Annotated in this window: 10 protein-coding genes; all 10 read left to right on the forward strand. The window is 57.9% G+C overall.

Annotation, left to right across the window (positions count from 1 at the left end):
• Position 1 precedes the first annotated feature (1 nt).
• Positions 2-1,378, forward strand: coding sequence for a chitooligosaccharide synthase NodC (gene nodC, locus I6F09_RS24445; RefSeq protein WP_225189227.1), 1,377 nt, complete (start codon positions 2-4; stop codon positions 1,376-1,378).
• 11 nt (positions 1,379-1,389) lie between these two features.
• Entirely contained in the window at positions 1,390-2,019 is a 630-nt protein-coding gene (gene nodS / locus I6F09_RS24450; protein ID WP_225129686.1) for a nodulation methyltransferase NodS, read from the forward strand.
• Positions 2,020-2,032: 13 nt separating this feature from the next.
• Complete coding sequence (gene nodU / locus I6F09_RS24455; protein WP_225189228.1) at positions 2,033-3,742, forward strand: nodulation protein NodU; 1,710 nt, start codon at positions 2,033-2,035, stop codon at positions 3,740-3,742.
• Between the two features lie 8 nt (positions 3,743-3,750).
• Positions 3,751-4,665 carry a nodulation factor ABC transporter ATP-binding protein NodI gene (gene nodI, locus I6F09_RS24460; protein ID WP_225189229.1) on the forward strand — a complete coding sequence of 305 codons (915 nt, stop codon included), beginning with the start codon at positions 3,751-3,753 and terminating at the stop codon, positions 4,663-4,665.
• Between the two features lie 3 nt (positions 4,666-4,668).
• Positions 4,669-5,457 carry an ABC transporter permease gene (locus I6F09_RS24465; protein ID WP_225142032.1) on the forward strand — a complete coding sequence of 263 codons (789 nt, stop codon included), beginning with the start codon at positions 4,669-4,671 and terminating at the stop codon, positions 5,455-5,457.
• Between the two features lie 324 nt (positions 5,458-5,781).
• Positions 5,782-7,806 (forward strand): carbamoyltransferase, encoded by a 2,025-nt coding sequence (locus tag I6F09_RS24470; protein WP_225129677.1) that lies wholly within the window; start codon positions 5,782-5,784, stop codon positions 7,804-7,806.
• Between the two features lie 171 nt (positions 7,807-7,977).
• Positions 7,978-9,090 (forward strand): nodulation protein NodZ, encoded by a 1,113-nt coding sequence (locus I6F09_RS24475; protein ID WP_275945329.1) that lies wholly within the window; start codon positions 7,978-7,980, stop codon positions 9,088-9,090.
• On the forward strand, positions 9,087-9,293 hold the full coding sequence (locus I6F09_RS24480) for a hypothetical protein (RefSeq protein ID WP_225189230.1): 207 nt from the start codon (positions 9,087-9,089) through the stop codon (positions 9,291-9,293). The genes I6F09_RS24475 and I6F09_RS24480 overlap by 4 nt, the downstream gene beginning before the upstream one ends.
• A gap of 611 nt (positions 9,294-9,904) precedes the next feature.
• Complete coding sequence (locus I6F09_RS24485; protein WP_225129673.1) at positions 9,905-10,741, forward strand: SDR family oxidoreductase; 837 nt, start codon at positions 9,905-9,907, stop codon at positions 10,739-10,741.
• Between the two features lie 184 nt (positions 10,742-10,925).
• Entirely contained in the window at positions 10,926-12,749 is a 1,824-nt protein-coding gene (gene nifA, locus I6F09_RS24490) for a nif-specific transcriptional activator NifA (RefSeq protein ID WP_225145084.1), read from the forward strand.
• Positions 12,750-12,979: the final 230 nt, after the last annotated feature.

A 12,979-nucleotide genomic window follows, 5' to 3' on the forward strand; every position in this document is an offset into this window, starting at 1 on the left:
TATGGACCTGCTCGCTACAACCAGTGCTGTCGCTGTTTCGTCTTATGCGCTGCTCTCGACGATCTACAAGAGCGCGCAAGCGCTTTATGCTCAACCGGCGATTAACTCATCGCTGCAGGACAACCTGGGACGATCGGAGGTGGTCCTTCCCAGTGTAGACGTCATCGTGCCGTGCTTCAACGAGGATCCAATCACGCTCGCCGAATGTCTGGAGTCGCTTGCGAGTCAAGACTACACCGGAAAGCTACAGGTTTATGTGGTCGACGACGGATCTGCAAATCGCGACCTTGTCGCGCCTGTGCACAAAATCTATGCGAACGATCCGAGGTTCAGCATCATCTTGCTGGCAAACAACGTTGGAAAACGCAAGGCGCAGATCGCTGCGATACGCAGCTCATCCGGTGACCTGGTCCTCAACGTCGACTCGGATACGATACTTGCCGCTGACGTTGTCACGAAGCTGGTATCGAAGATGCATGACCCGCAAATCGGTGCGGCCATGGGTCAATTGATAGCGAGCAATCGCAGCCAAACCTGGCTGACCAGGCTGATCGATATGGAATACTGGTTAGCATGCAACGAAGAGCGCGCGGCGCAGGCGCGTTTCGGTGCGGTCATGTGCTGCTGCGGCCCATGTGCCATGTATCGTCGCTCCGCGCTCGCCTTGCTTCTTGATCAATATGAAGCGCAATTCTTTCGAGGGAAGCCGAGCGATTTCGGCGAGGATCGCCATCTAACGATCCTCATGCTCAAGGCGGGCTTTCGAACCGAATACGTCTCGGACGCGATCGCAGCAACAGTCGTCCCGGACCGCCTTGGGCCATATCTACGTCAGCAACTCCGCTGGGCCCGCAGTACCTTCCGGGACACGTTCCTCGCATTGCGCCTGCTGCCAGAGCTCGATGGCTATCTGACGCTAGACGTTATCGGGCAAAATCTCGGCCCGTTGCTTCTCGCCCTTTCATCACTCGCTGCGCTCGCGCAGCTCCTAATGGCAGGCTCTGTACCCTGGTGGACGGTATTGACGATTGCAGCAATGACAATGGTCCGGTGCAGTGTGGCAGCCATTCGTGCTCGCGAACTGCGGTTTCTCGGCTTCTCGCTCCACACACCGATCAATATCTTTCTCTTACTTCCTTTGAAGGCTTATGCGCTTTGTACATTGAGCAACAGCGATTGGCTCTCGCGCAAGGTCGCCAACGTGCCGCCCGACGGGGAAAAGCAATCTGTCACTCTGCACCCGAACGCTGGACGAAGTGCTGCAAGTAAATGGGGAATGTCTAGTATAAGTCGTAAGGCGAGGGTTTCCCAGAGCCCATCGAGCCTGACGGCAACAAAGAGTGTTTGCGGTAGCGATCGTTCGACTGCCTGCAAGTAGGTAATTGGCTCATGACCCTGGACGCAAACCATCAGCAATTAGCGCGAGAGCTGGCTGCCGACGATCCATGGCGTCTCGACAGTAGTGCCTTCGAGCAGGAGCGATACGCTCAAATGCTCCGGATGTCGGGTTGCAACGGAGATGTTTCGTGTGGCCTCGAAGTAGGATGTGCAGCCGGTGCATTCACGGACATGCTGGCTCCGCTATGCGAACGACTCACCGTGGTCGATGTCATGCCGCAGGCGATCGAGCGAGCGCGACTACGGACCAGGAAGTGGTCACATATCACGTGGGTGACCTGCGACATTCAGCGGTTCTCGACCACTGAACAGTTCGATTTGATCGTCGTGGCCGAGGTTCTTTACTACCTCAAGGACATTGTCGAGATGCAAGCGGCTATCCGCAACCTGGTGAGGATCCTAGCGCCAAATGGGGCTCTGATATTCGGGTCCGCACGTGATGCCACATGTCAACGGTGGGGGCTTGCTGCTGGTGCCGAAACGGTGATCGCCCTCTTCAACGAGAGCCTATCGGAGGTCGAACGTCTGCACTGCCACACCGAGTCAATCAACGAAGACTCCTTGATAGTCCGGTTCCGGAAGCCGGGTCACTCGTCAGAACAATCAAACGTCGGCCACTAGACCAGGGGATCGTATGCGCATCTGCGGCATCAAGTTAACCCATGACGGGGCAATTGCTGTCATCGAGGACGGGCGGCTTGTCTTTTGCACCGAGCAAGAGAAGTGCGGCAACGGTCCACGCTACCAATCCGTCGAGAATCTCGATGCAGTCGTGCTTGCCTTGGCGGAGCATGGCCTGGATCCGCGGGATATCGATCAGTTCGTCATCGACGGCTGGGATGGGGAGATTGAGTCGCAGTTCCAGGTCCTAAGTGGAGCTGTGCCGATCGCGCTGAAGGGGGCGCCATATGTCGAGCGCCATGCTGAGGGCCTTCTTGATTCCGTCGACGGCTTTGGCCTGATCCTCGGAGACAAGGTGTTTCCATATAAGAGCTACCCGCACGTCACAGGCCACGTCGCGTCAGCATATAGCACCAGTCCCTTTGCAGGTGCGGGAAAACCCGCGTTCTGTCTGGTATGGGACGGCTGCATCTTTCCACGTCTTTACTATGTCGAACCTCGGGGGGCACGGCTCATTGCATGCCTGTTTCCGATGATCGGACATGCCTATGCTGCCGCGGGCCTTCACTTCGGCCCATACAGGCAGCCGAACCGCTCCAGTTGGGATTTGGGCATCGCCGGCAAGCTGATGGCTTACATCGCGCTTGGCTCTGTCGATGAAAGCATCGTCGCAGTGTTTCAGGAGCTCTATGAAAAGCGCTTCGCCGCTGACACGGAGCAGGCACGTCGCTACCGCGCTGAGATCAACAATGCGGAAGCGTCTCTTGCAGCTCTGCACGACTTCTTCGAGGCAAGCGCTTTGCGCCTGACGGCCAAGCGAGCGGAGGACGTCCTTGCGTCGTTTCATGTGTTCGTGGAACGTCTTCTTGTCAAGGAAATGGCGATGGTTCTGCTGCAACACTCGTCGCTTCCGGGAGCGCGAAATCTATGTATCGCCGGCGGCTGCGGTCTCAATATCAAGTGGAACAGCGCGCTTCGTGCGACTGGATTGTTCGATGATGTTTGGGTGCCGCCGTTTCCGAATGACAGCGGCTCGGCGATCGGCGCTGCTTGCGGCGCGATGGCGGCGCAAAATGGCTTCGGGCCATTGGAATGGTCAGTCTACAGTGGTCCGGCCCTGCACGACAGCGAGCTTCCGCCGGATTGGGAGGCGGCGCCGTGCAGTCTGCGTGAACTTGCGGCGATTCTCGCGGACGACAAGCCGGTCATCTTCCTTTCCGGGCGCGCCGAACTTGGTCCGCGGGCGTTGGGCGGCAGAAGCATTCTTGCAGCCCCGACCTCCCCGGCAATGAAGGATCATCTCAACGACATCAAGCGTCGCGAGCAGTTCCGACCGGTGGCGCCGATCTGTCTGGAGGATCGGGCGCCGGAGATTTTCAGCCCAGGTACGCCAGATCCCTACATGCTGTTCGATCACCAGACCCGCGCGGAATGGCGCGACAGGGTCCCCGCTGTCGTCCATCTCGACGGTTCGGCGCGGCTGCAGACAATCTCCCGCAACTCTCCGCACAAAATCGCCGAGCTTCTCGTCGAATTTGAGAAGCTTACCGGCATTCCGCTGCTCTGCAATACCAGTGCTAACCTCCACGGGCGTGGATTCTTCCCGGATGCTGCCGCGGCCTGCCACTGGGGACGCGTTGAGCATGTGTGGTGCGACGGCCTGCTCTGGACCAAAACGGTGGTAGGGAAGCCATTGTCGGACGAACGACTTCTCTCAGCCTAAGAGTGATCATGTCCACCGTAGCAATCGACCTTGCCGGCGTGAGAAAATCATTTGGCGACAAGGTCATCGTCAATGAGCTGTCGTTCTCGGTCGCGCGCGGAGAATGCTTTGGCCTTCTCGGGCCGAATGGAGCCGGCAAGAGCACGATCGCGCGCATGCTGCTTGGCATGATCTCGCCGGACGGAGGAAAGATTACGGTGCTCAATGAGCCTGTGCCTGCACGCGCTCGTGTCGCACGTGTGCGTATCGGCGTGGTGCCGCAATTCGATAATCTTGAACTCGAGTTCACCGTACGAGAGAATTTGCTGGTGTTTGGCCGCTACTTCGGCATGAGCGCTCGCGAGATCGAGGCGATCGCCCCCTCGCTGCTCGAGTTCGCACGCCTCGAGAGCAAAGCGGACACGCGCGTTGCCGCGCTGTCCGGTGGCATGAAACGGCGGCTGACGCTGGCACGTGCGCTAATCAATGACCCGCATTTGCTCGTGATGGATGAGCCGACGACTGGTTTGGATCCGCACGCCCGCCACCTGATTTGGGAACGTCTGCGAGTTCTACTTGCGCGGGGCAAGACGATTCTCTTGACCACTCACTTCATGGAAGAGGCCGAGCGCTTGTGCGATCGGCTGTGTGTCCTCGAGGGTGGACGCAAGATCGCTGAAGGCAAGCCAGACGACCTGATCGACGAGCATATTGGCTGCAATGTGATCGAAATCTATGGGGGTGATCCACATCAGCTCCGCGAGCTGATCAGGCCGTATGCCCGGCGCGTTGAAGTGAGTGGAGAAACGCTCTTTTGTTATGCGCCATATCCGGAGCAGGTGCGCGTGCAACTGCATGGGCATGCGAGCCTTCGTATTCTGCAGCGCCCCCCGAATCTCGAAGACGTGTTTTTGCGGCTGACCGGGCGCGAGATGGAGAAGTGAGCGATGGGTGAAAGTTATGCGGCGGTGATGCCCGCTAACGCGTACAACTGGATCGCGGTATGGCGTCGGAACTTCCTCGCATGGAAGAAAGTCGCACTTGCATCGATTCTCGGCAACCTCGCAGATCCTCTAACCAATCTGTTTGGCCTCGGCTTTGGCCTTGGACTGATCCTGGGGCGCGTTGAGGGGACGTCGTACATCGCCTTCCTGGCGGCAGGCATGGTCGCGACCAGCGCCATGACGTCGGCGACCTTTGAAACCATGTATGCAGCCTTTGCACGCATGGACGCCAAGCGCACCTGGGAAGCAATTCTCTCTACTCAGCTAACGCTTGGCGATATCGTCCTAGGTGAACTGGTGTGGGCGGCCAGTAAGTCCGTTCTGGCCGGAACAGCGATCGCGATCGTCGCCGCCGCTCTCGGTTACGCATCATGGCTATCCATTCTCTATGCGATGCCAACAATCGCCCTTACTGGCCTTGTCTTCGCCAGCTTGGCGATGGTCGTCATATCCCTTGCGCCAAGTTACGATTACTTCGTGTTTTACCAGACACTTGTCCTCACTCCTATGGTGTTTCTGTGCGGCGTGGTCTTTCCGTCAAGCCAACTGCCCGACTCATTTCGGCACTTCGTCGGCTTATTGCCTCTCGCACATTCGGTCGACCTTATTCGCCCAGCGATGCTTGAGCGCGGTGCCGACAGTGCTGCCCTGCACGTAGGTGCGCTCTGCGTTTACGCGGTTTTGCCCTTTTTCGCGTCGACAGCACTATTTCGGCGCCGCCTGCTGCGTTGACGTGAGTTGAGCGAAACGGACAAAGTCAAATCGATGCAGTGTCACGATGCTTCTGCGGTAGCTCGGGGGTGACCTCGTCTATTAGAGCAGCTTCTGCAATGGCCTTAAGAGGCCGCAATCGAGCCGGTTCTACGGCCGCCTGTTCGGTCGATCGGTGTCGGGGGCTAGCAGCCTTGCTTCTGAGCGCCTGTCGCTAGGCGCCGAGATGGACCCAGCAAAGTTGTGTTGTGCTGTCTGGCACGCGCGCCCGGCGAGGCGCGACTGTACAGATTAGATCGGTGGGGCGGCAGTTAGCCTTCCTGTCATGTTCAAATGGAGAACGGGATGTTGTGCCTGGGAGTGAGTGGCGGTCTTGATAAAGTCTATGAGAGCTCTCCGGAGCTGCCGACTACATTTCTTCACGATGGCGCTGCGGTTCTTGTGCAGGATGGCCGCGTAATTGCTGCTGTCGAAGAGGAGCGCCTCAACCGCGTCAAGCACTCTAACAAGTTCCCGAGCAATTCGATCCGATACTGCCTTTCTACCGCAGGAGTCTCGCTCGGCGAGATCGACCGTATCGCGTTCTACGCGACTGAAGCCTACTGCAAAACCATGCTCGAGCGTCTTTCTGTTTCTCAGCCCGTTCCCTTGGACCCCAAACTGTTGCTGCGGCAGCTGCTGGCACGGGAGTTCGGCGCCGAGATCGATCCGTCTCGGCTTTCCTTCGTGAATCACCACGAGGCACATGCCGTGAGCGCGTTTTCCATGTCCGGGTTCGAGCAAAGTCTCGTTTTTACGATCGACGGCGGTGGCGATTTTCTCTCGGGCTTATTGGCGGCGGGGTCTGGCACTGAAATTGCGCAACTTGCAAGCTTCCCGGAACATAACTCCCTGGGACTGTTCTATCTCGAGACGATTCGATATCTCGGCTACGGGTTGTTCGATGAGTACAAAGTGATGGGACTTGCCCCATACGGTGATCCCACTCCCTATCGCGAACTCTTCGCGCAGTTCTACGAATTGTTGGACAACGGTGGCTATCGCGTTCACCTGGATCGAATCGGTCCGGCCCTGGTCCGCAACATCGATGTTCGGCGAAAAGGAATGCCATTCACCCAACAGCATCGAGATGTCAGCGCTTCGCTGCAGGAAGCGCTTGAGCGGATCGTGTTTCACATCCTGCGGCACCATCGTGAAGCGACGGGCATGAGACGCTTGTGCCTGGCTGGCGGGGTAGCCCATAATTGCACGCTGAACGGTAAGCTGCTTTATTCCGGGCTATTTGATGACATCTTTGTTCAACCCGCGGCGCACGACGCCGGTTGCGCGCTCGGCGCTGCATTGATGGTCTCAAACGAACTGGGGAGGCCAGCGCCGCGCGAGCGACTGCCGGACGTTTATTGGGGGCCTGATCTCGGGAGCGAGCAAGCCGTAGAGCATGAGCTCAACGCATGGTCAGGCCACCTCGACATTCAACGAAGTGATGACATAGCATCCAGTGCGGCAGACTGGATGGCAAATGGTGCTGTAATCGGCTGGGTGCAGGGCCGCTCTGAGTTCGGCCCACGTGCGCTTGGTAACCGCAGCATTCTTGCGGATCCGAGGCCTGCGGAAAACAAGGACCGCATCAACGCGATGGTCAAGAAGCGCGAGGGCTATCGCCCCTTTGCGCCATCTGTACTGGAAGAGGATGCGAGCGAGTTCTTTGAGCTGCCGGACGGCACGCGGCAGCTCCCCTTCATGAATTTCGTGGTTCGTGTGCGTGAAGCCAAGCGTAACGTGCTCGGTGCGGTTACCCACGTTGATGGGACCGCTCGGCTGCAGACAGTATCGCGAAGGACAAACCCCACCTATTGGGATGTAATTAGTGCGTTCAAGAAGCGAACGGGCATTCCGATACTTCTAAATACCTCGTTTAACAACAATGCCGAGCCGATCGTGCAGTCCGTGTCAGATGCGATCACCACATTCTTGACGACTGACCTGGACGGACTTGTTGTTGGCCCTTTCCTCGTCAGGAAGCGGCCAGCTTCACTGCAGGATTGGTGTGCACTGGGCGTGTCATTGCCGCCGTATGCATCCCTTCATCGTGTTCGATCCTACACAGCGCCAGATCGCCAGGAAACGGTGTGCGAGATCCGCACGGGACATTCCGCCCACCATAGTATGCGTATCTCACATGAGCTTTTCGAGATCTTGATGCGGATCGAGGGCGAGGCGTCGCTCAGCTGTCTTTTCGACGCAACCATGCTGGACCAGGCCAAGCGTGAAGATCTCGTGAAGGAATTGCGGCTCGTGTGGGAGGTGCGGGGCGTTCGCCTGCATCCTCCGCGCGCTCGAGGGCACAATAAAGTGCAAAACGAAACATAGCCCGAACTCATGAGCAATGGCCATGGCTATACCTGCATGTGAGGGGGCAAGGCTATCCAGCGCAGAGGGTGGCATCGGGCATCCGCCTGAAATCGGGTACGTCGACGCAACACCGCTGAAGAAAATACGCAAACTGTTGAAAGAACGCGGCTCACCAGGGATAGCGCTGCTATGAAGTTCTACCGACGCAGCTCGCCGGCACCGCGAAATCAGGCCATGGCCTCGGACGAGATGATACGTGAGATGTCTGCGATGACGTCTATTGTCCAACCAGGAGCCCGGGAAGAGGAAATGCAGATGCTTAGCGGTTCGAGGAATGACCGGTTCGTAGTTTCCCGGCGACGTACGGGGTTCGGCGATTGCCTGTGGTCACTGGCGGCAGCCTGGCGTTTTGCAAAGCAGACGGGACGGACGCTAGCCATTGATTGGCGGGGGTCTTGTTATCTCGATGAGCCATTCACCAATGCCTTTCCAGTCTTCTTCGAACCGGTTCAAGACATTGCTGGCGTGCGGGTGATTTGCGGTGACGAGATTAACCAGTGTTCATTTCCGGGACCATTCTTCCCGGCATGGTGGAACAAGCCATCCATCGATTGCGTCTATCGCCCGGACGAGCAGATTTTCCGGGAACGCGACGAACTCGATCAACTGTTCCAAAGTCAGAAAGATAGTGAGGCTAACACGGTTGTGTGTGACGCCTGCCTGATGTGGCGCTGTGATCAGGAGGCCGAACGAGAAATCTTTCGAAGCATCAAGCCACGACCTGAAATTCAGGCTCGGATTGATGCTATCTACCGCGAGAACTTTGAATCGTACAGCGTAATCGGCATCCATGTCCGGCATGGCAACGGCGAGGATATCATGGGGCATGCTCCCTACTGGGCTGACCCGGAGCGCGCCTTGCGACAGGTCTGTAACGCCATTGATAAGGCCATGGGGTTACCCCACGCAAAACCCGTGAGGGCTTTCCTGTGCACGGACAGCGCGCTCGTCCTTGAGAAGGTTTCGACTATATTCCCTGATGTTTTCACGATCCCAAAACGATTCCAGGCGCCTCAGGCTGGCCCATTGCACAACTCGGCGCTCGGAGCCGAGGGCGGCTTTTCCGCTCTCATCGAAATGTATCTCCTTGCGTGCTGCGACACCGTGATCCGTTTTCCCCCGACGAGCGCCTTCACGCGCTATGCGCGTCTCTTTGCCCCACGCGTTATAGAATTCGATTTGAATGATCCGAGCCGATTGATCTTGATTGAAGAAGAATCGAAAGATCTCGTAGCTTCATGAAAGTCGTAGCTCGATTGATCGATCTGATAGCCGCTCTTTGCATCCAGCAGTACTGGCAGTTCTTTTCGGGGCGGCAATTGTCTGTCCAAAGGGATGCGCTGCCGCGAACTTCCAGCGGAGAACAGAACGATGTGGCGGGCGAATGCCTTCCGCAGAAGCTCGACGTCGACAACAATGGCGGCAATGCGCTGCAGCCGCGTTAAACAAGTGGAACACGTCTTCGTCTTCCTCGGGCGGACCCGCAAGTCGAAGCTGATCGGCGGTCGATCGCGGATGAACATATCGAAAGGTTCGCCGTTCAGCCGGCGAGTTCCGTCGTGGCGGTCGGGCGCTCTCGAGATCCACTATTTTGGCGAAACAATCACGCCAGGTCGTGGTCTGGAATCAATCCGCCCGGCGATGTGCCGGTGCTGGACACAGCAGAACAAGGGCGCGATGAAGTCAGCATCAGCTGCCACAGAATCTAACGTACGAAGCTGGTGACGTCAGTTTTCGAGTTGACGCGGCTACTGGCCGTGGCCGCGATCCTGATCGATCGTTGCTTCGACGAGAGCACTGGCCTCCGCTGGCTCTTCCTCCTGTGCAGTCAGGAGATAACGTGCGTCTTGCCGCCGGGTCTTGGCGCAGGCGAGTGTGCTCGTGACGTTACGTAGCCGATGCACCATCGCTGTCACAAAGCAAACGCACCGTGTCTTGAATACGCCAAGCATTCCGCGTGCGCGACATTAGGACGCAAAACGGAAGCGGATTTACCTGCATCGCGGTGGCCCAAATCCTGCTACGCGTGCGGCGCGCAACAGGAGGGGAGGCGGGCGTGGATCTCGATCTGCCAAATGACGATCTGATCACAGGCTCGCTGCCCGAAACACATTTGGGTTGCCCCTTTCACGCCGATAAAGCCCGCGTTCATGGCGGAGAACAGAAGGCGATGCTGCTCACCGGAGCATCGCGCGGAATTGGTCATGCCACTGCCAAGCTGTTCTCGGAGGCGGGCTGGCGCATCATTTCTTGCGCGCGTCAACCGTTCGACGGCGAGCGATGTCCCTGGCACGCAGGGGACGAGGATCATGTCCAGATCGACCTCAGTAATCATCGAATGCTGCCGCGCGCGATCACTGAGGTCAAGAAGCGCTTGGCCGGTGCACCTTTGCACGCACTAGTGAACAATGCTGGTGTCTCGCCGAAAACGCCCGCTGGCGATCGGATGACGTCGTTGACGACGTCAACCGAGACCTGGATGAGGGTGTTCCATCTCAATTTGGTGGCCCCGATCCTGCTGGCGCAGGGTTTGTTTGACGAGCTAAGAGCCGCGTCAGGATCGATCGTGAACGTGACTTCGATCGCGGGCTCGCGGGTGCACCCGTTTGCCGGCAGTGCCTATGCGACGTCGAAAGCTGCGCTTGCGAGCCTCACACGCGAAATGGCGCACGATTATGCGCCGCATGGCATTCGTGTGAATGCAATTGCGCCCGGCGAAATCAGGACGGACATGTTATCGCCCGACACAGAAGCGCGTCTCGTGCCAAGCATCCCGCTGCGCAGAGTGGGAACCCCGGATGAAGTGGCCAAGGTCATCTTCTTCCTGTGCTCGGATGCGGCGAGCTATGTCACGGGGGCCGAGGTGCCGGTCAATGGTGGGCAACATCTGTGAATCGGCCGGCCTTGGCGACACAGCTAACTTGAGCTGCAGCAGCGGCGCTTATGGTCTCCGCTGACGATGCGCACGCAATCCGCAAAAATGAATGAAGGCACACTGTAAGTTTATCGTCGTGCCATGAAAAGGTGTCACGGTTCTATGTCATCTCGTCAACACTTGGCGTTAGATCGAGAGTGACATGCAAAACGAAGCTCGCCAACCAGGACAAGGTACCAGGGAGGACGATCAAGACAACGGAGGCCGCCTCATGCTGGATATCCCTTTCTCACACGAAAGATCTGCCTCGCAACCTGAGCCGGAGGGTAAGCCCCCGGGGGAGCCGTTGCGTGAGAGCGCGCTCACCGGCATCTTCGAAATATCGAAAATTCTTGCCGCTCCTTGTCGGCTCGAAGTCACGTTGGCCAACGTTGTTGGTCTTTTGCAATCGTTTGTGCAGATGCGACACGGCATCGTCTCACTGTTCGACGAGGACGGCATGCCGGATATTACGGTGGGCGCCGGCTGGAACGAAGGCAGCGACGAAAGTTACCGGATGCGACTGCCGCGGAACGCAATCGACCAGATCATCGCGACGGACAGGCCTCTTGTCGCCGAGAACGTGGCCGCCGAGCTGGTATTCAGCGCTGCCGACCGGGAAGTGCTCGGCGCCTCCGATAGTATGCCAGTGTCGTTCATCGGGGTTCCCATTCGCATTGACCGTAAGGTCGTGGGCACGCTGACGGTCGACCGCATCCGGGACGATAGGTCGAGTCTCCGGCTCGAGTACGATGCGCGACTGCTCGCCATGATCGCCAACCTGGTGGGTCAAACAGTGAAGTTACACCGCTTGTTCGCCTGCGATCGCGAACGACTGATGGCGGAGAAAGACCGGCTACAAAAGGAGGTATTAGAGCTCAGGCAACCCTCTCGGGAGCGCAAGAAGCTACACGCCCATGGGATCATTGGCGACAGTCCGGCGCTGCGCGGGCTGCTCGAGAAGATTGCCGTTGTAGCCAGATCGAACAGCACGGTTCTGCTGCGTGGTGAATCCGGCACCGGAAAGGAACTCGTAGCCAAGGCCATTCACGAATCATCGTCCCGCGCCAAGCGCCCGTTCGTTAAGCTGAATTGCGCGGCGCTTCCTGAGACCGTCCTGGAATCCGAATTATTTGGTCATGAGAAAGGCGCCTTTACCGGTGCGTTTAGCTCGCGCAAGGGACGCTTCGAACTTGCTGACAAGGGAACGCTTTTTCTTGACGAGATCGGCGAGATCTCAGCTCCGTTCCAGGCGAAGTTGCTGCGCGTTTTGCAAGAGCAGGAGTTCGAGCGCGTCGGGAGCAACCAGACTATTAAGGTCGATGTTCGAGTGATAGCTGCGACCAACAAGAACCTCGAAGAGGCTGTCGCAAAGAGCGAGTTCCGGGCGGACCTTTACTATCGCATCAGCGTAGTTCCCTTACTGTTGCCACCGCTACGCGAAAGACGCAGTGATATTCCTCCGCTTGCCAGGGAGTTCCTCAGAAATTTCAATAACGAGAATGGCCGTACTCTGACTTTGGAGCCGAGTGCGATCGATGTACTGATGAACTGCGGCTTTCCGGGAAATGTCCGCGAACTCGAAAACTGCATCGAGCGAACAGCGACGCTGTGCGCCGGATCATCGATCGTGAGAAGTGACTTTGCATGCTGCCACGGCCAGTGCCTTTCCGCGATGCTGTGGAAAAGCACGTCGGACGAGAGGAAAGAGCAGCCCGTGCCCATGCCAGCGGTGCCGGCAAAGCCCATCATTCCGCTAGCTGAAGCGAGCCAGCCGGTCCAGTCTGTCGGCGACGAACTGGCCTCACTGGGGCCTCCCGGCACAGTTCTCGTTAGTGGCGCGAAGATGGCCGATCGCGAACGGGTCGTTGCGGCCATGGAAAAATCTGGCTGGGTGCAGGCAAAAGCAGCGCGCCTGCTCGGACTAACGCCGCGCCAGATTGGCTACGCGCTGAGGAAATATGGGATCGAGATAAAGCGGTTCTGAACGACGACATCGGCCGGAACTGCTACTCCCAAATAGCTATATGAGGACGATCTCCGATAGGCAATCTCATCGCAATCTGAACGGAATGGTCCGCCCTGGGCGGCAACTTGGCCCCGAGCGAAACCACCCGCCCGCTTGCGGGACTGCTGTCGAAAGGCGGGTTTACCTGGTTCGGTGAGAGATGGACTCGCGCGCCATGACATACCGAGCGTCACCTGTGGGCCATGCAA

The organism is Bradyrhizobium sp. IC3195 (genome assembly GCF_020193585.1).
GTDB lineage: Bacteria > Pseudomonadota > Alphaproteobacteria > Rhizobiales > Xanthobacteraceae > Bradyrhizobium > Bradyrhizobium yuanmingense.

What these genes read in the sequence shown, in the direction of transcription:
- nodS (WP_225129686.1), top strand. Translation starts at nt 1,390, where the DNA reads ATGACCCTGGACGCAAACCATCAGCAATTAGCGCGAGAGCTGGCTGCC.
- I6F09_RS24480 (WP_225189230.1), top strand. Translation starts at nt 9,087, where the DNA reads ATGAAAGTCGTAGCTCGATTGATCGATCTGATAGCCGCTCTTTGCATC.
- I6F09_RS24470 (WP_225129677.1), top strand. Translation starts at nt 5,782, where the DNA reads ATGTTGTGCCTGGGAGTGAGTGGCGGTCTTGATAAAGTCTATGAGAGC.
- nifA (WP_225145084.1), top strand. Translation starts at nt 10,926, where the DNA reads ATGCAAAACGAAGCTCGCCAACCAGGACAAGGTACCAGGGAGGACGAT.
- nodU (WP_225189228.1), top strand. Translation starts at nt 2,033, where the DNA reads ATGCGCATCTGCGGCATCAAGTTAACCCATGACGGGGCAATTGCTGTC.
- nodC (WP_225189227.1), top strand. Translation starts at nt 2, where the DNA reads ATGGACCTGCTCGCTACAACCAGTGCTGTCGCTGTTTCGTCTTATGCG.
- nodI (WP_225189229.1), top strand. Translation starts at nt 3,751, where the DNA reads ATGTCCACCGTAGCAATCGACCTTGCCGGCGTGAGAAAATCATTTGGC.
- I6F09_RS24465 (WP_225142032.1), top strand. Translation starts at nt 4,669, where the DNA reads ATGGGTGAAAGTTATGCGGCGGTGATGCCCGCTAACGCGTACAACTGG.
- I6F09_RS24475 (WP_275945329.1), top strand. Translation starts at nt 7,978, where the DNA reads ATGAAGTTCTACCGACGCAGCTCGCCGGCACCGCGAAATCAGGCCATG.